A 21,353-nucleotide genomic window follows, 5' to 3' on the forward strand; every position below is an offset into this window, starting at 1 on the left:
GGCAAACGCCGCCCGCGTCGCAGACGCCCCCCAGTTGTCGACGTCGCAGCGCAGGTATAAAAGCGCGCGCACGCCGTCCGGCTGGCCGGATCGCGGCGACCCTTTCGGGAGCTTCCCATTCTCCGAACCACCTTCCATACGGCGTCGATCTTCGGACTGGCCTTGGCCGGAGCCATGCTGGTTCCGGCGTTGACGGATTTCGCCAAGGCCAATGACGACTGGCGAATTTTCGTGTTTTCCGCCGTCCTCGTCGCGATCATCTGCATCCTCGTCGCCGCCGCCACTCGGGGCGAACGCGTTCCGTTCACGCCCCGCCTCGGCTTCCTGCTGGTAACGTCGGTATGGTTGGTTACCGCCGGCATCGGCGCCCTGCCGCTATATTTCGGCTCGGTCAACGTCAGCTTCGCCGGTGCCTTCTTCGAATCCATGTCCGGCCTGACGACGACTGGATCGACCGTGATTTCCGGTCTCGACGCACTCCCGCCGGGCCTTCTTTTGTGGCGCTCGCTGCTGCAATGGCTCGGCGGCATCGGCATCATCGGCATGGCGATTCTGATCCTGCCGTCGATCCGGGGCGGCGGTCTCTCCCTGTTCCACATGGAGAGTTCGGACAAATCCGAGAAGATCCTGCCGCGCGTCAACCAGTTGGCGGCCGGCCTGATGGCCGCCTATGCGGTGCTGACGGTGCTCTGCGTCATGGCTTATGCGGCCCTTGGCATGAGCTTCTTCGATGCCGTGAACCATGCGATGACGACGTTGGCGACCGGCGGGTTTTCGACCCACGACTCCTCGATGGGCTATTTCGACGACAACCGCATCCTGGCTGTATCCAGCCTGTTCATGGTGCTCGCCTCGCTTCCCTTCGTGATCTACATCCGGGCGCTGCTGCCGCTCCGGTTCCAGCGCTGGAACGATCCGCAGATTCCGGTTTTCCTGACGACCTGCCTCGTGCTGAGCGTCGCTTTGGCCGCTACCCGCCATGCTCTCAACGCGACGCCCTTCAACGAGGCGTTCGTCAGTTCGGCGTTCAACCTCATTTCGGTGATCACCACCACCGGGTTTGCGTCAGAGGACTATACGCTCTGGTCGAACGCCGCGACGGGCGTCTTCTTCCTCGCCATGTTCCTGGGCGGTTGCGCCGGGTCTACGGCCGGCGGGATCAAGGCCAACCGGCTGGTCATCCTCTTCCTCCTCGTCAAGGCCAGCGCCCGGGGGCTGTTCCGCCCGCACGCGATTCGACGCCTGCGCTACGGCAATCAGGAGGTGACGCCGGAATTGCTGCAGACCGTGACGCTGTTCGTCTTGTTGTTTTTCGGTGTCCTGCTGACCGGCACCGTCGTGCTGACCTCGCTCGGGCTCGACTTTCTGACAGCCTTTTCCGGGGCGCTGACGGCGCTCGCCAATGTCGGTCCGGGATTTGGCCAGATCATCGGCCCGGCCGGCAATTTCGGCAAATTCTCCGATTCGACGCTCTGGGTGCTCTCGGCAATCATGCTGCTCGGGCGGCTCGAGATCGTGACGGTTCTCGTTCTCCTCTTCCCCGCGACCTGGATCGATTGAACGTCGCGGAGCTTCTTTGACGCCGCGACGTTCGACGTCGCCGCACGAGGGTGGAGCCGCCGGTCGCAACGCCTCGCCTACCAGGGTGCCGAGAGTTCGAGACGAATGGTGATCCCGACTGGATTCGAACCAGTGACCCTCAGATTAGGAAACAGCGGGGACGGGTGATCATAAGTGTGCGGGAAGCGTCGTGCGGTCTTGCGTTGCAGGCGAAACGTGCGATACCCTCAGTCGAAAGTGATTGAGAGAAATCATTGGGAAGCGTGAGAATGCTTCCCAATCGCTTCCCAGACGGACACCGCCCTTATGCGTCTCACTGGCCCAAACGTGTCGAAACTGTCGCTGCCAGACGGTAAATCCGAGATGATCGTGTTCGACGATGCGCTGCCCGGCTTTGGCGTTCGCATGCGTTCCGGCGGCAAACGTGTCTGGGTCGCGCAGTATCGCGTCGGATCAAAGCAGCGGCGCGTTACCATTGGCAACGTCGAGGCAATCGGAGCGGATAGGGCTCGCGCAGCGGCGAAAGATATCCTTGCGAAAGTTCAGCTCGGCGATGATCCTCAGTCGGTAAAAGCCGCTGAGCGCAAGCGGGCGGCGACGACGACCGGATCTGTCGCAGAGCTATATCTCGCTGGTCCCGCGAAATCTCGCCTGCGCGACCGCAGCTACCACGAGGTCGATCGTCATCTGCGCGTCCACTGGAAGCCGCTCTGCGACATCCCGATCCATCTCGTAACGCGAAGCGACATCGCCACCCGCCTGAATACCATCGCAAGGGACAGCGGTCCGTTCGCCGCCAATCGTGCGCGCGCGACCCTTTCAGCGCTTTTCGGCTGGGCAATGCGTGAAGGCATTGTCGAGGCGAACCCCGTCATAGGCACGAACAAGGCGACGGCGGAGGTTTCTCGCGACCGCGTGCTGTCCGATGACGAACTGCGACTGATCTGGCAGCTTTGCGGATCTGCTGATTACGGTCGGATCGTGCGCCTGCTCATACTGACAGGGCAGCGACGGGAAGAAGTTGCTGGCATGCGATGGTCGGAACTGGATCTCGCCAAAGCGGCCTGGAGCCTTCCGAAAGAGCGGACGAAAAACAGCTTGCCCCACGACGTTCCGCTATCGCCAGCGGCGGTCGATATCCTGGCGGGCGTTCCAAAGCGCGAGGGGCGCGACCTTGTGTTCGGGGAGGGCGAAGGACCGTTCTCCGGCTGGAGCAAGGCAAAAATCGCGCTCGACGCCCGTGTGGCAAAGGAGCGAACGCAGGATACGGATGCGTCGACGGCGCGAGGGGCAAATGAAGTCTCGAAACACGTCGCACCATGGCGCCTGCACGATATCCGCCGGACGGTCGCCACCCGTCTCGGTGACCTCGGCGTTCTACCGCATGTCGTCGAGGCGGTACTCAATCACGTCAGCGGGCACAGGGCCGGCGTCGCCGGGATCTACAATCGCGCGGCCTACGCGAAGGAAAAGCGGGAGGCTTTGGAAACGTGGGGTGCAGCGGTTCAGCGCGCCGCAAAAGAGGAGGCCCTTGCGCATGAATGACGCTGAAATGACATCCGAAGATGGCGGATCGGAAGCGTCGACTGAAGCGCCGAACCCTGAAGATTTTGATCCGAACTCCGAGGTCTACTGGACGCTACCGATGGTGCTCGCTTGGATCGTTTACCGGGACAGCGGCGAGGTTCGCCAAATGTGGGATCAGTACCGCTCTAGGTGCATGGACGATGCCGGTACCGCAACAGTTTCATTGCTCCACATCGCTTTTCTCGTGAACGAAGACGAGCGTAGCATTGCGATGTCACCCGCCAAGGCGGAGCGCGCGCTTCTAGGAACACTGGCTGTGGGATCGATTGCCGCTTGGGGCATACCGCTCGATGGCGAGCTACGTGTAGAAATTCCGGAAAGCGAATGGGCGGACTTCGGCTTCTTCGAGGGCACCGGAAGCCGAGATGAGGTGCGGGCAGGGCCGTTCGGCCATGGTTATCATTCGGTCCTGCTAAAATCACGAGCGGTCCGGCAGGCGTGGCCGGCCATTCAGCCGCCTGTCCCCTTCTCGTATGAAATCGACGAGCTCGAACGCTTGCCATTGTTCCAGGCGGTGATTTGGTGCGCGACTGGCGGCGCCGAAACGACGAACGAAGAGGTTGAGCAGCTCGGCTACATCAGTCAGGGAGAGAAGATCCTCTTCCCGCTTCTCGCACGAGGGAATATTGCTGCTACTGGCGAGCGACCGGGAGACCTTATCCGAGAGGATATACCGAAGAGCTTCTGGGAGCGCGCTGCCTCAGAGCGTGCCGATGACCTGATACACTTTGTCGACTACACCAGAGACGGCATCGAACCCTTTGGTGCAACAGCCATGAGATGGCATTCCATCAAGATCGAATTTTCAGCGCTTCGATCTGAGATTTTCCCGCACGCCTCTCCTGATGCTCGGACCGTGAGCGGGCAAAAGCGAAGGCGTCGCAAAGGAGGGCAGATCGCTTCAGTTCTAGAAATAATCAAAGATGAGTTTCCGGATGGGCTGACCGGAAGCATCTCGAACAGGGCCGTCAACGAGCGCATCAAGAAGCGTTTAAGTCCCGAGACATCTCCGAAGTCGATACAGCGCGCTATCGGAGAAGCTCGGAGTGGACAAGAAGGACATTAAGGACAAGTCCTTGTTGTCGCGAGACATTCTGCTTCCGTAAGCGCACTTTCGCCCTCGTCAGCCGACGCACTTCCGCATCGGTCATGGACGAGGACCCCGATGAGCAATCTCGAACATCTGCCACCAGATCTCGCCCGCCACCGGGTGATTGGATCGGCCGAAGCAGCGGCCATCTGCAATATCAGCCTGCCGCATTGGCGCCGTCTCTACCGGGCCGGCAAAGCGCCTGCTCCCATCCGCCTCAGCGAGCGCAAGCTCGGCTGGCGCGTCGGCGATCTGATCGCCTGGCTTGATGCCGCTCCTACGAGGGAGGCGGCGTAGGACCATGCTCAACCAAGAGAAAACCCGGCGGCGCGTTGCTGCGCCGACCGGGTCTCCGAAGTTGTTCGCTGCCGTGAACACATCGGAATATGTCACATCCCACCTCAATCTTCAAGCTGCTCGGATCGCGCGCCATTGGGGCGTGAGTGATGCCGTCGCGCGCCTTCTCGCCGAGCACTGCTTTGCGAAAGGAACGCTCCGATGAGCAACCGCTACTCAATTCGCGCCCGCGTCCTTCCGGACGGGCAGCCCATGACGATTGTCGGCCGTGACGCTTGGGCACTGGAACAACTCTTGGCAGCGGGCGAGAGGGGTTGCACCCCCATCGATCGGCCGGCCCCAAGGTGGAGTCACTACGTCTGGAAACTCCGGACAAAGCACGGGATCGTCATCGAGACCATCGACGAGTCCCATGGCGGCACCTTTGCCGGACATCACGCTCGATACGTTCTTTGGAGCGAGGTCGAGGTCTTGTCAGCGGTGACGGCGGAGGCGGCATAGTGTCGACTTCCCTCCCTGAGGCCCGGATCAGCGAGGCAGCCGAATGGCTGTCTCGCCAGTCGCCGCGCCCGTCACCGGTCGTGCCCGCATTGCGGGCTCGGTTCGACCTCACCGCTGTCGAAGCTTGCGCGGCAATCCGGGCATCCCAGAAAGGGGGGCCTCAATGAGCGGCATCGCTTCGAAAGCCTCGCCTGCGCGAGAGCGCCGGGCTGCGCTCCGCGTGGTCAACAGCATCAACGAGGACGGCGCTTCGGCGCCTCCTTCCATCTGCTATGACGATTCAGCGCTTCCGAGCTTCACGAGCTGGAAGCTGGATCTCCTGGAGACGGTGAACGCCGATCCGCAGACGGACCCTTTCTGTCTGGCGGTGCTGGAGGCGTACCTGCACTTCGCGAACCGCAAGAGCCGGACGGCATATCTCGCTGAAAACGACCTAATCGTTCGAACCAGCCTGGTCCCGAGGGTACTCAGGAAGGCAAAGCAGCGGCTGGTGAAGCTCGGCTACCTGAAGCTGAAGGGCAAATCGAAGAAGGGGGTCGTCATCTACGCCATCGACAATCCGCGCCGCGGCATCATTCACGACCACATGCTCATCGCGGCCGAAAAGCTGAAGGACATGGAGGCCGAAAAGAAGGAACGGGAGCGGCTTCGCAGGGCTAATGGGGGGAGCCGATCAGCGCCCCCCATTATAGGCAAAGGGGGTGCTGATTGGCACCTGACAGGGGGGGCCGATCAGCACCCCAAACACCTATATCGAACACCTACATCTAAGATTATCTCTGAAAGGGAGAGCGATCAAAAGGGCGATCCGTGGCGCGTCTATGTCGACGTTTTGGAGCCACTGAAATGACCGGCGCCGCTCCGATCCTGATGCGGCCGGACGAGTGTCTGAACATCAAGCGGGCCGCCGACCACGCCAGGAAATGCGACAGGACCATTCGGCGCTGGATCAAGCAGCACGGCATCGGTAGGCAATCGGCGGATGGTGGCCCGTACGACGTGAGCCTGCCGGCGCTGGAGATGGTGATGCACGGCGACCTTGATGCGTTGGAGCTATTGCGGGCTGGTCATCGGTCGCTGCCGGAGGTGCGGCGGTATTTCGAGTTTCTGGGGCTTCAAGGGTGAATATCTAAGCGGCCTTAGGTTGCAAAGCTGCTCCTCGATATGCGGCCGCGCCGCTTCGGAGCGGAATGATCTTCGCGGTGCGTCCGAGTAGTGCAAGATGCGGGGTGGAAGCTTCGTCGGTGACCACCGCAATTCGGCTCGGAGCCGAATCTCCGAGGTCCCTAACGTCCAAGAATTTTGAAACAGCGTGATGGACGGCGCTCGTGTGAGGAACGACTACATCGAAGACAGCTTGCCGATCGTCCTTCGCGACTATCGCGTCGAATTCCCAAGACGCTGACGCGCCAACCACTGAGCCCTCCCTGATGATCTCAGTTTGAGGAAAGACCTTTTCGAGTTTCATCCATAGCGAAGCCCGCTGATCCTCGGCTCGCTTTTCGGACAGGCGCTCAGCGGTCTCCTGAACAGCAGCCTTAGACGCGTTAGCGACTGCCATAGTGGCCATCACCAGCGCTGGGCGAGGCACCTCGATGTCAAATATCATATCGCTGTCGAACCGCACGTCGAACCGCGACGCGGTCTGCCGTGCAATCCGAGTGAAGATGCGCTCGCCTCCGAGAAGGTCCGCCTCACGTCGGCCGGCGCCAAAGTCCGAAACGAAGAAGCCGAACTCTGACTCTGCGATCCGAATGACGACCCTTCCGCCGCCCGGATACAGGAGCGGTGTTACGATCATGGCGCCTTCATTGCTCGATGTTGCGAAGGCGAGAGCGCGTGCGACTTCCTCGGCAACCGAGGAAATGGAAAGTTCGTTCAGCACAGAAACCCTCCATCCCAATCCGGGGCTTTGACACCAACCAGGCCATCAACGTTCCATGAACGCTCTAGCATGCGACAAATATCTCGAAAAGATTGCGGCTCGGTTTCGATCGGAGCCGCGTTCGGTAAGTTTTCAGCTTTTGAAAACGCCAACGCCCCTATCCTGGCATTGTCGCGGCAGAAGTGGATGTGTGAGCCGGAAATTTCCGGGGCAAGCTGGAATCGTCTCCAGAATTTGTTGCCGTGCGGAGCGGGTGGGAGAAAGTCGACGCGTGATATGCATACCCACTGTTCGACCTCTAGCACTTCCAGTGTGGCAGTGATGTCTGCCATCTTACGATTTTCCCATGCGGTGACCCGAAGTCGCAACCCCTCAATGGTGGTCCCTGTCTCGTCGCTGAGGGTCACAAGCAAAACCGTGCGCTTCGCCTGGACCGATTTGAATGGCTTCGGCTGCCCGTGTTTTGGCTTGGGCGGTTTGGTGACGGGCTGAGGTATCCAGTGGGGATAGCCGAAAAGGATCTTGCGCCGCGCTTCTAACTCGCACCATCCACTGAGGCGCGCCCGTTCGGCAGAACTATCGGCCACACGCACTGTTGTTCATTCCGGCCCCCCGCCCGCCTATCCAGTCAGTTGAACGGCAGGCCGTTACAAAGCAACGTGTCCAGTGGCGTGAACTCGCCAAATGTCCAAACATGTCCAGACGTGTCGAATGTTCATCGGCAGGCGATCCTGCTCCAATTGGCTCAACAGTCGATGGAGCATGCAATGGCGAACAGCCCCGAAACTCACGCGGTCAATCTCTTTCTGAACGGCGGCCGCGTCACGTCCGGTTTCCGCAGCAGCCTATTCGATGCGGCCAATCGCGCCGGCATGTCGGTGAACGAGTTCGTCATCACCGCAGCGGCCGAAAAGCTGATGCAGCGCGGCACCGAATTTCCCGGCGTCTTTCGCAAAGGCGATCTGTCGCCCACTTGCGACCGGGCGAGGGCGGCTTGATGGCGGAGGCAGATCTAGACCATCTGATCGAGGCGTCCCGCGTGGAGATGCTGCGGGTGGTCGACGCGCTTCTGGCGCTCCAGACCTCCGACGACCTGATGCAAGCGATGCGCGAAAGCCTCGATGTTTCGGCCGATCTGCAAACGACTGCTTTCGCGGAATCCCGTCAGATCTATCAGGACCTGGCGAGCGACGGCGTTTCTGCGGACAAGCTCCTGGCGCTGCATCTGGCCTCGATGCGGCATGGCGCCGGCGCGGTATGCAAGACACTGACGGAAGGGTGCTGCCATCAGGCGGCGGAAATGGCCTTCGACCATATTGCTGGTGGGGAGCCTGTCGGAAATGCCTAACTACAGCCCCCATCAGGCGTTTCATCGTGGGCCTCCTCGATAAAAATAGGGTTATCACATGAGAGCTTCTAGCGTCATCGACGTTATTCTGGGCGAGGCCGGCTGGAAAGGCGGGCGCGACGCGCGCTTTGAAGACATGAAGGCGATTGCGTCTGTCGTGGTCAATCGGGCGAAGGCGCTCGGCGTATCGATGGAAGATGTTGTCCAGCGGACTAGCGAATTCAACGCGTACAACAAACCGTTGCCGTCCGGCGTCAACGCCTATCGTAATCTGGCCGAAAAGGCGGTCAAGGACGTTCTGGAAAACGGTTCGGTGCATAAGGCAACCTTCTACGCCACGCCGGATTATACCCAAAACCTCCCCAAAGGCCTGAAGGAAATTACACGCACCAAGGGCCACGTCTATTTCACCGATCCCCAAAAGCGCGCGATCAAGACGCGCATCGGCACGAAGCCGGCCGACTACGGCAAGATCACATCCGGCCCGCTCCGCTCGGTCGACAGGCCCCCCGTTCCGGGCCTCCAGCCATATAATCCAATCGCGCGGCAGGAAGAGATCAATAACAGGCGCGTCGCGACAATGCGCCTTGGCGGTGCGCTCGCGCCCACGCAGCGCCCTGCCGGCATGGGAACGCCAATGCCGAAGCCGACGCAGCGCGCCAGCCTTCCTGGCCGCCCCGGCCTGCCGACGCCGACCTCCCGGCCGGAACCGCCGCAGCGCACTAACTTCGCCGGACCCGCCGGCAGCCCACGCTCGCAACAGGCCGGCTTGCTCGACGTGCCGGAATCCGTTCGGGACCGCATGGCGCCGCAACCGGCTTCGCTCCCCGCGTCCGTCCAGCAGCGCATGAACGGCTTCCCGGATCGCCCGACATTGCCGGACCTTCCTGCCGCGTCACGCATGATCGCCGGCACGGCTCCGAGCGTCACACCATCGCCGATGACCCGCGCCGATGCGCAAAACCTTCCGGCTGGCGTGATGGATCGCATGGCAGGGTTTGACGCCGCTCCCACGCCAACCGCCCGCCCTTCGATGATGGATCGCGCCGCCGGGCTTTTCAGCATGGACGCCAAGGCCGCGACAATTCCGGGCGCAGCTCGGCTTTCGCCTGATGACCGGATTGCGCAGGCAACGCAACATGGCGCGCAGGGCTCCTGGGCACCAACCGGGGCAACAGGATCATGGGCCCCGGCTCCGACCTCACGCCCGAATTTCGCCGGGCCGGCGGGAAGTCCCCGCGCCGCTGGCGTGCCGGACTATCAGGCGCCATCGGCCAGGCCCTATTCGCCGCCTCCTTCAAGCTACCAGTCGCCAGCCTTTTCGACGGCTATGCCGCAGATCGACGCGCTCGGGCAGCCGCCCATCCCCGGCCTGCAACGAGCACCGACGCCGCCGTCCTATCAATCAGCGCCGCCGTCCTACCCCGCCCCGCGGGAAGTCGCGGCCGCTCCGCGTGTTGCCGGGCCAGTGGGGCAAGTCAGGCAGGACGAACAGCCGCAGCGCGGGAATATCCCGACTGGCAGTTACGTGTCGCCGGAGCAGCGCATGGCCGATATGGTAGCGCGCTCGCGGCCTCAACCGGAAGCTCCTGGCCTGTTCAGCGGCGGGTTCAGCGGCCCGAAAGGCGTCCTTGGCGGTGCCTTGCTCGGCGGCTCTGTCGGCGGGCTTCCCGGTGCCTTGCTGGGCGGGCTGCTAGGCAGTCAGTCGGTGCGCTCCGGCCTCGGCCTTGGGGATATGGGGCGCGACAGCTTCCAGAACGATTGGTCGCCGGCGGTCAATCCTGGCGGCGGCGTCGTCGTCAACGGCGCGGGGCGCCCGACCTATTCCCTCGCCAACGGCAGCACGACCACGCCAACCGGCACGCCTTACGATCCATGGTCCGGGATGCGCGGAAATGTCGGGGTTTCAGCCGCTCCTCAAGAGATCGGGTTTTTCGAGAGCATGTTCGGCAAGCGGCGGGCGTCCAGCGGCGGGCGCGGCGGCGGCATAGGTCCGGGCGGTTCCGGCCCGGCTGATCCATCCAGATAAACACGACACCACGCAACAATCCCGGCCCGGCGGCGGTCTTTGGTAAGGGAATAATACGATGGGACTTCTTGACGGCCTATTCAGCGGCGGCGGATTGCAGGCGCAGGCGCCCGGTTCGGGTTCCGGCGGCGGGTTTATGGACCGGCTGACGCAAATGCAGCAGACCAACCCGGAGGCGTTCATCGCGCTCGGCGCGGGGCTTATGCGCGGCGACATGGCCGGCGGCGTTCGCCAAATGGGGCAGGCGGTCGGCGACTATCGCGGCGACCAACGGCGTTCGAACCTCCAGCGCGAAGGCTGGGACCGGCAGGACGACCGCTTTGCGCAAAGCCACGCTCTCGATCAGGCGCGTTTCGACAACACGATTGCGGCGCAAGGCACAGCCCAGGCGCAGGAGCAACAGCAGTTGAACCAGACGCTCAAATGGGCGGAATCGACTGGCGACCCCGACGTAATGGGCTTGGCTGGCGCCGGCATGTTCGACGAGGCGTTCAAGGTTTGGAATGTGAAGAAAAACGGCGGTGATTTGCCCACAAGCGTGCAGGAATTCCTGTACGGGCAGAAGAATCCCGACTTCCTCGACTACAAAAGGTCAACGAAGGGGGGCGTCAACGTCAACGTTGGCGACGGGGCGCCAGAACTTGGCAAGTTGAGCACTGATTATGGCTATTTGCTTGATCCAGAAACCCGTCAGCCTGTAATCGATCCTTCGACCAATCTTCCGATGTCGTCAGCTATCCCCGGTAGTCCGGCATGGCAGGACCAGCAGCAGGCCCAAGCTAAAGCGGCGGCATCTGCCGGGAGTCGTCAAACCTCTACTGATACTGTCACCACTGCCGCACAGCGCGCGCGCGATGCCTTGACGGGCGGAATGCCCGCAACCGGCACGGTCGGCAATATCATGGCGAATTTGCCTGAATCCAACGCGGCGGAAATTCGGCGCCAGACGGAAGTGCTCCAGGCGACGGCGAAATTCGACAACCTGCAAATGATGCGGGCGAATTCTCCCACAGGTGGCGCGTTGGGTAATGTGTCGGACGCGGAAGGCGCCATGCTTGCGGCAAAGTCGGGCGCGCTGGACCCGAGCAGCCCTAACTTCCTCCGAGATGTGGACGACTATGAGCGCACGCTGCTTCGCGTCATTCACGGGCCGGCAGCCGGCGATGCGATCTATCAGCAAACCCGTAGCGGTGCACCGCAAGCGCAGCGACCCGCTAATCCCGGCGCCAATCGAACGTCCAACGGCCTGAACTGGAGCGTACAATAATGGCGACGCTGAACATTGAAGGAAAGTCGGTCGCGATCGATGACGCATTCCTGAGCCTGTCGCCGGATGAACAGAACCGCACGGTGCAGGAAATCGCCGGGCAGATCGGAATCCAGCCCCAGGCGGAGGGTTCGGGCCTCGCGATGAACGCCACCGCCGGCATCAATGAAGGGCTCTATGGGACGCTCGGCGCTCCCGTCGATCTGGCGCGCGGGGCGATGAACCTGGGTATCCGTGGCGTCAACGCGGCGACGGGCGCAGATATCGGGCAGATTCCGAGTGACAGTTTCATGGGCTCGCAGTGGATCGGCGAAAGCCTGGGCGGCCTATCTCCTGCCATCGATCCTGCGAACACGGTTGCCGACACGACGGGCGAGAAGGTGGCGCGCGGCGTCGGTCAGGGCGTCGGGTACACGGTGGCGCCACAGGCTGCTGCCGGTGCCCTGATGCGCGGCGGTCAGCTTTCCGGGCAGGCTGCACAGACCGCCGGTCAGATTCTCGGGCGAACGGAATCGACCGGGGCTGTCGCAGGCAATGCGGCGATTGGCGGTCTTTCGGGTGGCGGCGCTTCGGCCGCAATGGAAGCCGCGCCCGAACAATGGAAGCCGTTGGCGGGTCTCGCTGGCGGTCTGGCGGCCGGTACGGCTGGCGTCGCGGCGGCGGGTGTTCCTGGCCTTACCCGGCAGGGCGCAAGGGCGGCACGAGACTATGCCGCTCCCATGACGGCGAAAGGCCGTGAGCGAATGGCCGGCGAAATGCTGCGCTCGGGCACTGCCGATCCGCAGGCCGCGCGGCAGGCAATCGACGCGGGGAATCTCGACATTCTGCCGGGCTCGAAACCGACGACGTTTCAGGCGACCGGCGACATGGGGCTCGGCGCGATGGAGCGGACGGCGGCGACACGTCGGCCGGATCTGTTCCAGCAGCGGCGAGCTGACCAGAACGCGGTGCGTGTCGGCGCGATGGAAGGAATCGAGCGAGGGGGCGCGCCGGAAAAGGTCGCGGCTGTTGTGCGGTCTCGCCTCCAGCAGATCGATCGCGCCACGCAAGACATCCTTGACCGGGCCACAGGGGCGGCCCGTGGCAGCGCCGACGACCTTGGCCGGGGGATGACGCCGGAAGATGCCGGAACTTCTCTGCGGGGCTCTCTCGAAGCCGCACGAGCACAAGCCAAGGAAGCCGAACGTGCGTTGTGGAACGCGGTCGATCCTGACGGATCGCTTGTCGCGCCTGCGGACAAGTTGCGGACGCAGGCTTCGCAGTTGCTGGAGACCATGCCCTCCACCGAGCGCCGGCCGTCCGGCGAGGAGGCTGCCATATTCGAGACGATCGGTGGCCTGAACCAGGTTGCGCCCTTCGCGGATATCGCCGCCTTACGTTCCCGCCTGAGTGATGCTTTGAAGGTCGAACGGCGGACAAATGGCGAGACGCGTACCTACCGCCGACTGTCGATGCTCCGCGGGGCATTGGAGGACGACCTTTCCGCTGCTATCTCTACGAAGGTGGCGCAGGAAGCCGATGCGGTTGCACGCGGCGCGATGAGCGCAGACGAAACAATGCTGGCACGCTTCGAAGCCAAGCGGGAAAACTGGTTTGCCGAACGACAAGCGCAAGCAAGGGATCAAGGCGGTGGAGTTGGTTCTGTCGGATATGGAGCCGGCGGACAGATTGCCGTTCCTGGCGTATCTGGAGCAAGAGGCCAAACGGGAAGGCAATCTTCAGGACCTTCGAGCAATCCGCGACTATCGGGAGATGGCCTCCCGTCCAACTTCGACGAAGCCGCCCGAGAGCGACTGACGGCCGCCACCACGGCTACCCGCGAACGCGCTGGCACCTTCGACAATCGCCAACTCAGCCCGCTCCGCCGCCGTCCCGCCAAGAATGCCCCCTATGACATGACGGCTTCGGCTGTTCCCGGACGCGTGTTCTCGCCGGGTCCGAAGGGCTTCGAAAATGTCCAGGCCTATCGCAAGGCGGTCGGCGATCAGGGCGCCATGGATGCGCTGGAAGGCTATGCGGTCGATCGTATCAGCAAGGCGGCGATGCGCGAGGACGGTACGCTTGATCCGGGCCGGCTCGCCTCCTGGCGCAAGATGCACGCGGATGCTCTCCGGGCCTTCCCTGACCTCGATCGCCGCATTGCCAATGCCGGCGCGGCTTCGGAGACCGTGGCAAGGATCGCGGCACAGCGGAAAGCGGCGCTCGATGCTGCGCAGGAGGGCATTCTCGGGCGGCTGCTCAGGCTCGACGATCCGGCAGACGTAAAGCGCACGGTTGGCGCGGTGTTCTCGGCGCAGGACGGCGTAAAGCGAATGCGGACTATCCGGCAGGCCATCGGCGACAACAAGGAGGCAAAGCAGGGACTTCGCAAGGCGGTCGCGGATTACATGGCCGAGCGCTTCGTCGGGAACACGGAGGCAGGCACCTCTGGCGTCGGCACGATGAAATCCGACACGTTCCAGAACTTCGTCCGGCAGAACAGCTTTGCCCTGAGTGAGGCCGGGTTCTCGGGCGAGGAAATCAAGCTGATGCAGCGGGTCGCGGAAGATCTGCAGCGAGCCACTCGCTCGATTGCCGCGGTGCGCATACCTGGGCAGTCGAACACGGCGCAGGACATCATGGCGGCATCGAAAGGCAAGATTACGCAGACGATCCTGGACCGGATGATTGCCGCGGTATCGGGTGCCGGTGGCTTCATGGTCGGCAATGTGGGGGGCGGCCTGTCGGCCTATGTCGGCGCTGAAACGATGATGGCGCTGCGCCATGCCGGGCTGGAAACGATTGACGACATCGTTGCCGATGCGCTGCTTAATCCGGCAAGGGCTCGCGTACTCCTGACGGAGCCGGCGAAGCAGGCAGAACGGGGCACGCTCAAGATGCTGGCCCGGCTCTATCGTCAGGCGGCGGTTTCGACCGCGGCCGTCTCCTCCGATCAGAACGGCCGGGACAAGCCACTGCAGATCGATGTCCCGTGGGGTGGGCCTCGCCATTGACGGTCGGCGGTCATATCCATGCCGCCCTGCCGGCGGTACTCACGGCGGCGTCGATGCTGACAGTCGCAGTCTTCGTGTTCATCTGAAGGGATCGTCATGGGCAAGGTACGAGATAGCGACGGGCAGGCGGCTGAACCTACAGCCGAAAAGCAGCCGGCGCACCTCCGCGACGACCTCAAGTTCAAGCCAGGCCAGAGCGGCAATCCTCAGGGCCGTCCCAAAGGCTCGCGCAACAAGCTCAGCGAAGCGTTCATCGAGGCGATGTATGACGACTTCGAGGCGCATGGCGTCTCGGCAATCGTTGAGGTGCGCGAGACCAAGCCTGACGCCTATCTCAAGGTCATCGCATCGATCCTGCCGCGCGATCTGAACGTCAACGTGAACCACATGGACGATATGACGGATGACGAGCTTATCGAGCGCATCCGGGCTCTCGACGCTACCATCCGACCTTTCCTCGATGCTGGTGGAACGGCTGAAGATGACGGCAGAGATCAAACGCCGCTTAAGCACTAACCGCCTGCGGGCATATCGACCTTGAGGGCGGTTACCACCGCGCTCTCCTGCATCGCCAAAGCAGCCGCATCGGGACAGATCGCGCCGAGCGAAGCGCAGAGCCTTGCCGCTATCGTCGAGGCGCAGCGAAAGGCCATCGAGACCGGCGAAATCCTGGAGCGACTGGAGGCACTGGAGAAGGCCGCGAAATAGAAACCCGCTTGTTTCGCGAGAAGCAGGCGATCCCCTGTCCGGCGTTCGTGGGCCCGGTGTCTCCCGCGTGGAGCGCCGGGCTTTTGTCGTGGGTAGGCTCGGCGTGATGAGGTTATTCGGCCGGCGCCCATGAAAGGCCCGCGGCGAAGATGGCGGCGGAGACGACGAGCCTATCGGCGAGAATGCGAATCAGGGCTTCACGCACGGTCTGGCTCCTTACCGGCTGCTGCGCTCTCGATTGCGTCGACCACCTTGTGAAGCGATGCGACGGCCGGCTCCCGCATGCCGGCAGGCAGACCGCTCAGCCGCCTCGCCAGCTTCATCACATCGGCGGGGTAGAAGCTAATCGGATCGGCTGTCTCGTCCTCTCCGATCAGTTCGACAACCTGAACTCCCAAGGCCTTCGCCGCCTTGCGCAGGCGCGATCCTGAAATCCGGTTCGTGCCCTTTTCGTATTTCTGCACCTGCTGAAACGAGACGCCGATTGCATTGCCTAAGTCTGCTTGGCTCATGCCCTTGAATGCCCGGCAGGCGCGCAGTTTTTCGCCAATCGAGATATCTTCAGGATTTGCAGCTTTCGCCAGCGTGGTCATTGGCTGGTTTCCTTCCTCAGCCTCACGCCCGCGCCGCCACCATTGGCGTCTATGAAAGTCACGCCGGCATCTTCCAGTGCCCGCCGCACTGCCTCGACATTATCGGCCGCGCTGCGCCCCGGCCCCAGCCGCTCCATTCTCTTGATCGTCGGGAGCGAGACCCCCGCCAGCTCGGCAAGTGCCGCTTGGGACACATCCACAAGCGCGCGTCCCGCCCGGATCTGGCTTGAAGTAATCACCACATTTCGCCCTTCGTGACCCCTTTAGGACATTTTGTGACGCCAAAGGGTTTACATTTGGTGTCGTGAATCATACATAATGGGTCACAGACGATCCAACAAGGGAGACCCAACCGATGTTTGACCGCCGCGCCATCATGCAAGATGCCTGGACCCGCTACCGCAAGCACAAGACTCGCACCTTCAACCGCGAATGGTTCCGGGCCGCGCTCATGTGGGCATGGAAGGACGCCAAGGCAGCCGCTGCCATCGTCGCCACCCGACAGGCGCAGGAAGCGACTGCCGAACGTGTCCGCGCAGAGATTGCCGCCGAGAAGGCTGCTGGCAAGTTCCGCCCGGTTTCCACCGCCGAGCTTGCCGAGCTGACGATCAGCGCCACCCCCTTCCGTCATTCGATCCAGCGCATCCGCACCGAATACGCCACCGCAGCCTAACCCTGCCGCGCAGCGCGGCACTATCGAACCACCAACAATTGGAGAAGATCATGCGTAACGACCCAATCGGGGCGAATGGCGAAGCCATGCCCACAATCACCCGCCGCGCCGTCCTGACCACTGGAGCCGCAGCCGCGGCCATGGCAACGGTGCCGGCCACATCGACCGCCGCGCCGCAGATCGCTGCCGAGCTGGTCGACCTGATCGCCAAGACCCTGCAGGCCGTAGCCACATGGGAAACCACAATCGACCCGCTGGAGCACGCCACTGACGCATGGAAAGCCCATGTGAAGGCCAACCCGCTGCCGATGGTCCCGTATTTCGGCGGTGCCATCGAGACCGGCCTTTTCGACCGCGAGCAGATGCATCGCGAGATCCGTGAGAAGTACCGCGGGCAGGCCGCAGCCGTCGCAGCGTTCTCGAAGATGGACCCGACGTTGGCCGAGGCCATGACCGCCACCCTGCGCACCAAGGAGGCCGAAAACCTTGCGCTGGCAGACCGGATCTATGACGAGAAGGAAAGCCGCATGGAAGCATTCGGCCTGTCGGCAGCCAAGGAAGCCTATGAGGCCACCAGCGACGCATGGGAACAGGCCCTTTGGGATTTGCTGGAATACGACACGACCAGCCTTGCCGAAGAACGCGCCCGCGCCGCCGCCATCGTTGGCAACACCGTTACCCGCGAAATTATGATGATGGACGAGCGCTTTTCCAGCGGCCTGCTCTACACGGTCGCCGGCATCGCCCACCCCGACCCGGAGACGTGAGCACGTCGGAAGGGCTGGCCTCGTGTCGGCCCTTCTTCATTTCAGGCTGGTCCCTTACACAATGGATCGAGCCGCGTCCTCGATATGGAGCTTCGTCTTCCGATCGGCACTGATGCCGTTGATGTGTTGATGGGCAAGCTCCAGAAGAGCTGCCGACACATCGTTTTCGCTCCACCCCGCAGCTTGTGCCCGCGCCGCCAATTCCTGAAAGGCAGGCTCGATCGCGACCAGGCAGTCCAGCGAACGATCGGCATAATCCTCTGGCCGTTTTGGGGATGCGATTTCGTCTGTGGGTGCCATGAGATTCAATCCTTCCGCCGTCCTCTTCGGGGGAAGTCCTACAGGAATGAGTCCCCGGAATGACATTTGAATTGGTTCGCCTCCCGGCTTTCATCTGTGTACCGTTCACGGATGGCTGTGCCGGGCGGAGGTTGCTGAAGGTGCGACATATGATTGGAGCCGAACCTAATATGCGGGGACCAATGCGAGCATTGCTAGTCGCTGCGGCGGCACTCTTGAGCGTCACGGCGGCGTCTGCGGAATGCAGGTTTGTCAATTTGAAGGACGATACGGTTTCGGTGTCCTTCGAGCAGAACGACGCGCTTCTAAGCATTCGAGGCAAGACGCACCGTTACTCTACGGGAAGCGTCGGCACCGGCATGGATCGCCGCGTCGCCTACCCGATGGAACCGGATGAATTCGAAAAAGGCGGCACGCCGTTTGAGGTTCACGAGTTCGACGGCCACACGTTCCTGACATGGGGTGCGGATCTGCTCGTCGAGCGTTGCCAATGATGGCGCTTCGAAGGGATGGGGATGACTGACGCCTTCCGTGCCGTAATTGCGGCGACCTTTCTCACTGGACCGTTTGCAGCAACAACGCCGGCCATAGCGCTAACCGGCGCTGAGTTGATGCAGGACGGACGATTTACTGAAGGGTACGCTTGGGGTGTCGTAGCGATGATGACGGGAATCGTGGTGAAGGATGATGACCATAACAAGCTCGTTTTTCATTACGATCAGTGCCTGCGGTCTTCCAAAATTAACAGTCGCGTGCTTCTCGACGGCGTCCAAGAATTCATCGAACGGAACCCCAAGAACTTGGCGCTGCCGGCGTTTTTCCCGGTCCTAAACTTCCTCGGCGAAATGTGTGGAAGCCCTGATGACTGACCCCAACCTATTCTGGACCATCCCCGCGGCCGTCCTGTGGGCGCCGCCCATCGTCCCCGTTCATCGAAACGGCCGATGAGGAAACCGCCGCCTGACGATAGAGCCGCGCCCGCATCCAGGCGTCGATCTCTTTCCGGCTCTGTCGGGATCACCGGCATCGCCTTGGGGCACTCTATGCATCGAGGCGAAGGTGAAATGGGTCTCCGCTTAGCACCATTCATCAACCAGTCATGATGGCGCCGATAGCTTCGGGTGATCGGTTCTCATTTCCGGGGCCTGCCATGACCCGCCATTCTTGCCGACTAATCGTAGCCGCTTGCGGCCTTTCTGCTCTCGCTGCAACGGGCGCTCGTGCTGGTCAGGTTGTTCCAGGTGAGGAGCACTGTGTCATAAACGTTGCGACCGACGACCGTCTGAACATCCGAGCCAAGCCCAACGCGCAGGCCGCCATCCACGGCAGAAAACGTCATGACGCCTGTGGGATCATGGTGACAGGGTCTTGCAAGGGCAACTGGTGCCCGGTCGAGGAGGGTCATGTGACGGGGTGGGTCCACAGCCACTTCATCGCTATGGTCTCGCCAGCTCTTTACTGCGTCGCCGGCGTTGCACCGGGCGACATCCTCCGGTTAAGCGGCAATGCCGTCATCGACTGATTGCCGCCGGGGGAAGGCATCACGATTTCGGTGACACCTTGGGAAAGCACCGGGTGTTCCGAGAGTTTCTTGTGCTGGGGCTGCCACGCCAATTCCATGCCCTCGACCAACGGCTTCATGGCGACCAACGTCGTCTCCGGGGAATCTCCCGGCTGCACGAACAGGGTCGCGCCGTGGAATTGGATTGTGGTAATAGCTTTAATCTTCGCGCATACCCTTCCGCCCAGTCGAGAGTTCTGACCAAACTTGATCGGCACCAATGCGGCATCGCCTTCCTGCCCTATGCCGTCGGCGGATGGCAAAAAATCCGCGCCAACGGCTGGGAGGGCTGGGCTAGTCGCCGTTATCTCAGCGGCCAGTGAAACAACAAAAAGCCGCCGCCCTGGTGAAGGGATGGCGGGTCTGGCTTGACAGCGATGGGCGAAGGTCAGGAGTGGGACGAGACTGCCGGGTGCGCTTCCCCAGCGCTCGTGATTACGATCCTGAAGGGGTCCTGCCTAACGTCCGCGAGCCCCCGCTCGATCAATTCCCAAGCAGCGGGCGGATCGAAATGGCGGGCGAGCTTGACCGCCTGGATCTTCCCGAGCAGAGCGAACGCATCGTCCGTCAGATATTCCGTCTGCATCGAACTCCCCCAAATCAAGGTCGCGTTGACAACCACTCCTCCTAAGTGACGGTTTGATTTGGACAAACTTGTGGCCGCCACTTCTTGGCGCATGTCGGATAGCCGAGACGGGCCCCGGAACGCCAGAAAACCGCCGCCCGGTGACGGAACGGCGACGATATGGCCGATAAGGGACCGACAGGGTATCCGGGCGCGGCGTCCGTCTTCGCAGCCCTTGATGCGGCTGCCGGCGGTCATTGGGCGCCTCTAAAGTAGAGGCGGATAGACGCCCGCCCCAGGCAAACGCTCGCCCGTCGCAAAACCAGTCAGTTGATTAACCGATTGACGGATCACGCACTTTCCGACGCTACGATCATACTCCTCAGCCATCGACAAGGTGCCGCTGAGCGCCGGGTCAAGGGCGAAGGATCGCATCGCATAACTCTTAGGTTATGATATAACGTTTGTTAGGTGCCATAGGCATGGTTTTGCCAGCCCCTAACGCGAGCGGAGTGCGGCAATGGTTATCGATGGTCGGCAAATCAAAGCGGCTCGGGCAATCCTCGGCTGGACGGTGAGAGAGACGGCGGATGCCTCTGGTGTCCATCGCAACAGCGTCGTCAGGGTGGAATCCGAAACGACATTCCCTCGATCGGCATGGGCGGCCGACAGGATCGCGGCAGCCATGGAAGCGGCCGGGATATCCTTCGATCAGACGGACGAGGGTCTAGGGGTATCCTTCGAGGCGCCCCGGTATCGAACAGGGCGCAGATATACGCGACCGGCGCCTGATCGGATCGCCGCGTGACCCGGCCGCCGTCCAATAAAATAGAGGGATTTAGGGGGAGTTTTGTGCCGGCAGCACGATTAAGCGACCGATACGCGCTCGCGCGCGAGGGCTGCCAAGCGGCTGGAAATCGCCTCGTTGTGCCAGGGGAAGGTTTTTCACGCATCACACGCGCGGGAAGGATGAGCCGTGGAACAGGCGCTATCTGAAAAGCTGATTGATGCTGTCGCCCTCGATGCCTTCGAGCCCCTGCCCGGCTCGGCGCCCGTCCCGATCGTCGAGAACAAGGCGGGGTGTCGCTGGCCGCTGTCTGAGGGTGGGACCGTCATGGACATGGCAACCCACTACTGCGACTTGGAGCGCTCGCCGGGCTCGTCCTACTGCCCGACCCATAGGGCGATCAGCACGAAGCCTGCCTAGCCACGGCGGCTTCCTGGCGGTTAAACAAACTTGGGATAACCTGCGGCCGCGCAGGGGGTCTCAATTTTGAGGAGACCCCTCCAACTCCCGCGAGACCCGCAGGGCCGCAGCCTGTGCAGCGTTTGACCTCTCCGTCTCGGATACACCTTCGTTCCACGGGCCTGTCTGGCTGGGAACGGGCTCCCTTTGATGAACGCGGCATAGCTCTCGCATTCTTTTAAGGGCGGCCCGGGTCACGAAGTCACGGCGGCCGATACGTTCGATTTCCAGTCTGCCCCGGGCAGCTTCGGCGCGCAGGGTAGCGGGATTTATCTTCCCGCGGAACACTTCCCGGCAGGCTTCGTCAAGCGTCAGGGGCTCGTCGGCATCATCCATTTTCGTTGCCCTCCTGAGAAGCATCCATCTCGGCAAAATCAGGCCGG

At 62.2% G+C, this 21,353-nt stretch carries 26 protein-coding genes; 19 read left to right on the forward strand and 7 right to left on the reverse strand.

Features of this window, described 5'->3' with window-relative positions; translation table 11 throughout:
• Window positions 1–162 precede the first annotated feature (162 nt).
• The 7 genes from VSX60_RS05790 to VSX60_RS05820 all read left to right on the forward strand — a co-directional run bounded on the left by VSX60_RS05790 (window position 163) and on the right by VSX60_RS05820 (window position 6,160).
• Window positions 163–1,560 carry a TrkH family potassium uptake protein gene (locus VSX60_RS05790; protein ID WP_327623202.1) on the forward strand — a complete coding sequence of 466 codons (1,398 nt, stop codon included), beginning with the start codon at window positions 163–165 and terminating at the stop codon, window positions 1,558–1,560.
• Between the two features lie 306 nt (window positions 1,561–1,866).
• Window positions 1,867–3,105, forward strand: coding sequence for a tyrosine-type recombinase/integrase (locus VSX60_RS05795; RefSeq protein WP_327623203.1), 1,239 nt, complete (start codon window positions 1,867–1,869; stop codon window positions 3,103–3,105).
• A complete protein-coding gene (locus tag VSX60_RS05800) occupies window positions 3,098–4,213 on the forward strand; it encodes a hypothetical protein (RefSeq protein ID WP_327623204.1) in 1,116 nt (371 codons plus the stop codon). Before VSX60_RS05795 ends, VSX60_RS05800 begins: the two co-directional genes overlap by 8 nt.
• 99 nt (window positions 4,214–4,312) lie before the next feature.
• Window positions 4,313–4,534, forward strand: a complete 222-nt coding sequence (locus VSX60_RS05805; RefSeq protein WP_327623205.1) for a helix-turn-helix transcriptional regulator — start codon at window positions 4,313–4,315, stop codon at window positions 4,532–4,534.
• Window positions 4,535–4,735: 201 nt separating this feature from the next.
• On the forward strand, window positions 4,736–5,035 hold the full coding sequence (locus VSX60_RS05810) for a winged helix domain-containing protein (protein WP_327623206.1): 300 nt from the start codon (window positions 4,736–4,738) through the stop codon (window positions 5,033–5,035).
• A gap of 163 nt (window positions 5,036–5,198) precedes the next feature.
• Window positions 5,199–5,885 (forward strand): hypothetical protein, encoded by a 687-nt coding sequence (locus VSX60_RS05815; protein WP_327623207.1) that lies wholly within the window; start codon window positions 5,199–5,201, stop codon window positions 5,883–5,885.
• Window positions 5,882–6,160, forward strand: coding sequence for a hypothetical protein (locus VSX60_RS05820; RefSeq protein ID WP_327623208.1), 279 nt, complete (start codon window positions 5,882–5,884; stop codon window positions 6,158–6,160). The genes VSX60_RS05815 and VSX60_RS05820 overlap by 4 nt, the downstream gene beginning before the upstream one ends.
• A gap of 4 nt (window positions 6,161–6,164) precedes the next feature.
• Here the strand turns inward: VSX60_RS05820 and VSX60_RS05825 are convergent, their stop codons facing one another.
• Together VSX60_RS05825 and VSX60_RS05830 are read right to left on the reverse strand one after the other, a co-directional pair.
• Window positions 6,165–6,920 (reverse strand): hypothetical protein, encoded by a 756-nt coding sequence (locus VSX60_RS05825; protein WP_327623209.1) that lies wholly within the window; start codon window positions 6,918–6,920, stop codon window positions 6,165–6,167.
• Window positions 6,914–7,513 carry a hypothetical protein gene (locus tag VSX60_RS05830; RefSeq protein ID WP_327623210.1) on the reverse strand — a complete coding sequence of 200 codons (600 nt, stop codon included), beginning with the start codon at window positions 7,511–7,513 and terminating at the stop codon, window positions 6,914–6,916. The genes VSX60_RS05825 and VSX60_RS05830 overlap by 7 nt, the downstream gene beginning before the upstream one ends.
• A 174-nt stretch (window positions 7,514–7,687) precedes the next feature.
• On the opposite strand from VSX60_RS05830, the gene VSX60_RS05835 reads away from it, so the two are divergent.
• The 7 genes from VSX60_RS05835 to VSX60_RS05865 all read left to right on the forward strand — a co-directional run bounded on the left by VSX60_RS05835 (window position 7,688) and on the right by VSX60_RS05865 (window position 15,265).
• The gene (locus tag VSX60_RS05835; protein WP_327623211.1) at window positions 7,688–7,918 is read left to right on the forward strand and encodes a hypothetical protein; all 231 of its coding nucleotides are present in this window, start codon (window positions 7,688–7,690) and stop codon (window positions 7,916–7,918) included.
• The gene (locus VSX60_RS05840; RefSeq protein WP_327623212.1) at window positions 7,918–8,268 is read left to right on the forward strand and encodes a hypothetical protein; all 351 of its coding nucleotides are present in this window, start codon (window positions 7,918–7,920) and stop codon (window positions 8,266–8,268) included. Before VSX60_RS05835 ends, VSX60_RS05840 begins: the two co-directional genes overlap by 1 nt.
• Window positions 8,269–8,326: 58 nt before the next feature.
• Window positions 8,327–10,297, forward strand: coding sequence for a cell wall hydrolase (locus VSX60_RS05845; protein WP_327623213.1), 1,971 nt, complete (start codon window positions 8,327–8,329; stop codon window positions 10,295–10,297).
• A gap of 58 nt (window positions 10,298–10,355) precedes the next feature.
• A complete protein-coding gene (locus VSX60_RS05850; RefSeq protein WP_327623214.1) occupies window positions 10,356–11,564 on the forward strand; it encodes a hypothetical protein in 1,209 nt (402 codons plus the stop codon).
• A complete protein-coding gene (locus VSX60_RS05855) occupies window positions 11,564–14,557 on the forward strand; it encodes a hypothetical protein (protein ID WP_327623215.1) in 2,994 nt (997 codons plus the stop codon). Before VSX60_RS05850 ends, VSX60_RS05855 begins: the two co-directional genes overlap by 1 nt.
• Before the next feature lie 96 nt (window positions 14,558–14,653).
• Window positions 14,654–15,073 (forward strand): DUF5681 domain-containing protein, encoded by a 420-nt coding sequence (locus tag VSX60_RS05860; protein WP_327623216.1) that lies wholly within the window; start codon window positions 14,654–14,656, stop codon window positions 15,071–15,073.
• 21 nt (window positions 15,074–15,094) lie between these two features.
• Entirely contained in the window at window positions 15,095–15,265 is a 171-nt protein-coding gene (locus VSX60_RS05865; protein WP_327623217.1) for a hypothetical protein, read from the forward strand.
• 197 nt (window positions 15,266–15,462) lie between these two features.
• Here the strand turns inward: VSX60_RS05865 and VSX60_RS05870 are convergent, their stop codons facing one another.
• Together VSX60_RS05870 and VSX60_RS05875 are read right to left on the reverse strand one after the other, a co-directional pair.
• Complete coding sequence (locus VSX60_RS05870) at window positions 15,463–15,858, reverse strand: helix-turn-helix domain-containing protein (RefSeq protein ID WP_327623218.1); 396 nt, start codon at window positions 15,856–15,858, stop codon at window positions 15,463–15,465.
• Entirely contained in the window at window positions 15,855–16,097 is a 243-nt protein-coding gene (locus tag VSX60_RS05875) for a helix-turn-helix domain-containing protein (RefSeq protein ID WP_327623219.1), read from the reverse strand. Before VSX60_RS05875 ends, VSX60_RS05870 begins: the two co-directional genes overlap by 4 nt.
• A 116-nt stretch (window positions 16,098–16,213) precedes the next feature.
• On the opposite strand from VSX60_RS05875, the gene VSX60_RS05880 reads away from it, so the two are divergent.
• Window positions 16,214–16,531, forward strand: coding sequence for a hypothetical protein (locus VSX60_RS05880; RefSeq protein ID WP_327623220.1), 318 nt, complete (start codon window positions 16,214–16,216; stop codon window positions 16,529–16,531).
• Between the two features lie 50 nt (window positions 16,532–16,581).
• Window positions 16,582–17,298, forward strand: a complete 717-nt coding sequence (locus tag VSX60_RS05885; RefSeq protein ID WP_327623221.1) for a hypothetical protein — start codon at window positions 16,582–16,584, stop codon at window positions 17,296–17,298.
• Window positions 17,299–17,352: 54 nt separating this feature from the next.
• Here VSX60_RS05885 and VSX60_RS05890 read toward each other — a convergent pair whose 3' ends face one another.
• The gene (locus VSX60_RS05890) at window positions 17,353–17,607 is read right to left on the reverse strand and encodes a hypothetical protein (protein WP_327623222.1); all 255 of its coding nucleotides are present in this window, start codon (window positions 17,605–17,607) and stop codon (window positions 17,353–17,355) included.
• A gap of 206 nt (window positions 17,608–17,813) precedes the next feature.
• Between VSX60_RS05890 and VSX60_RS05895 the strand changes: the two genes are divergently transcribed.
• Together VSX60_RS05895 and VSX60_RS05900 are read left to right on the forward strand one after the other, a co-directional pair.
• On the forward strand, window positions 17,814–18,092 hold the full coding sequence (locus tag VSX60_RS05895; RefSeq protein WP_327623223.1) for a hypothetical protein: 279 nt from the start codon (window positions 17,814–17,816) through the stop codon (window positions 18,090–18,092).
• 21 nt (window positions 18,093–18,113) lie between these two features.
• Window positions 18,114–18,467 (forward strand): hypothetical protein, encoded by a 354-nt coding sequence (locus VSX60_RS05900; protein ID WP_327623224.1) that lies wholly within the window; start codon window positions 18,114–18,116, stop codon window positions 18,465–18,467.
• Window positions 18,468–19,053: 586 nt separating this feature from the next.
• On the opposite strand, the gene VSX60_RS05905 is transcribed toward VSX60_RS05900, so the two are convergent.
• Both VSX60_RS05905 and VSX60_RS05910 read right to left on the reverse strand, forming a co-directional pair.
• Complete coding sequence (locus tag VSX60_RS05905; protein ID WP_327623225.1) at window positions 19,054–19,422, reverse strand: phage antirepressor N-terminal domain-containing protein; 369 nt, start codon at window positions 19,420–19,422, stop codon at window positions 19,054–19,056.
• A gap of 125 nt (window positions 19,423–19,547) precedes the next feature.
• Window positions 19,548–19,982: a hypothetical protein gene (locus VSX60_RS05910; protein ID WP_327623226.1), complete on the reverse strand. Its 435-nt coding sequence runs from the start codon at window positions 19,980–19,982 to the stop codon at window positions 19,548–19,550.
• Between the two features lie 718 nt (window positions 19,983–20,700).
• Between VSX60_RS05910 and VSX60_RS05915 the strand changes: the two genes are divergently transcribed.
• A complete protein-coding gene (locus VSX60_RS05915; protein ID WP_327623227.1) occupies window positions 20,701–20,931 on the forward strand; it encodes a hypothetical protein in 231 nt (76 codons plus the stop codon).
• Window positions 20,932–21,353 lie beyond the last annotated feature (422 nt).

Origin of the sequence: Aurantimonas sp. A3-2-R12, assembly GCF_036016755.1 — a bacterium.
Lineage (GTDB): Bacteria > Pseudomonadota > Alphaproteobacteria > Rhizobiales > Rhizobiaceae > Aurantimonas > Aurantimonas coralicida_A.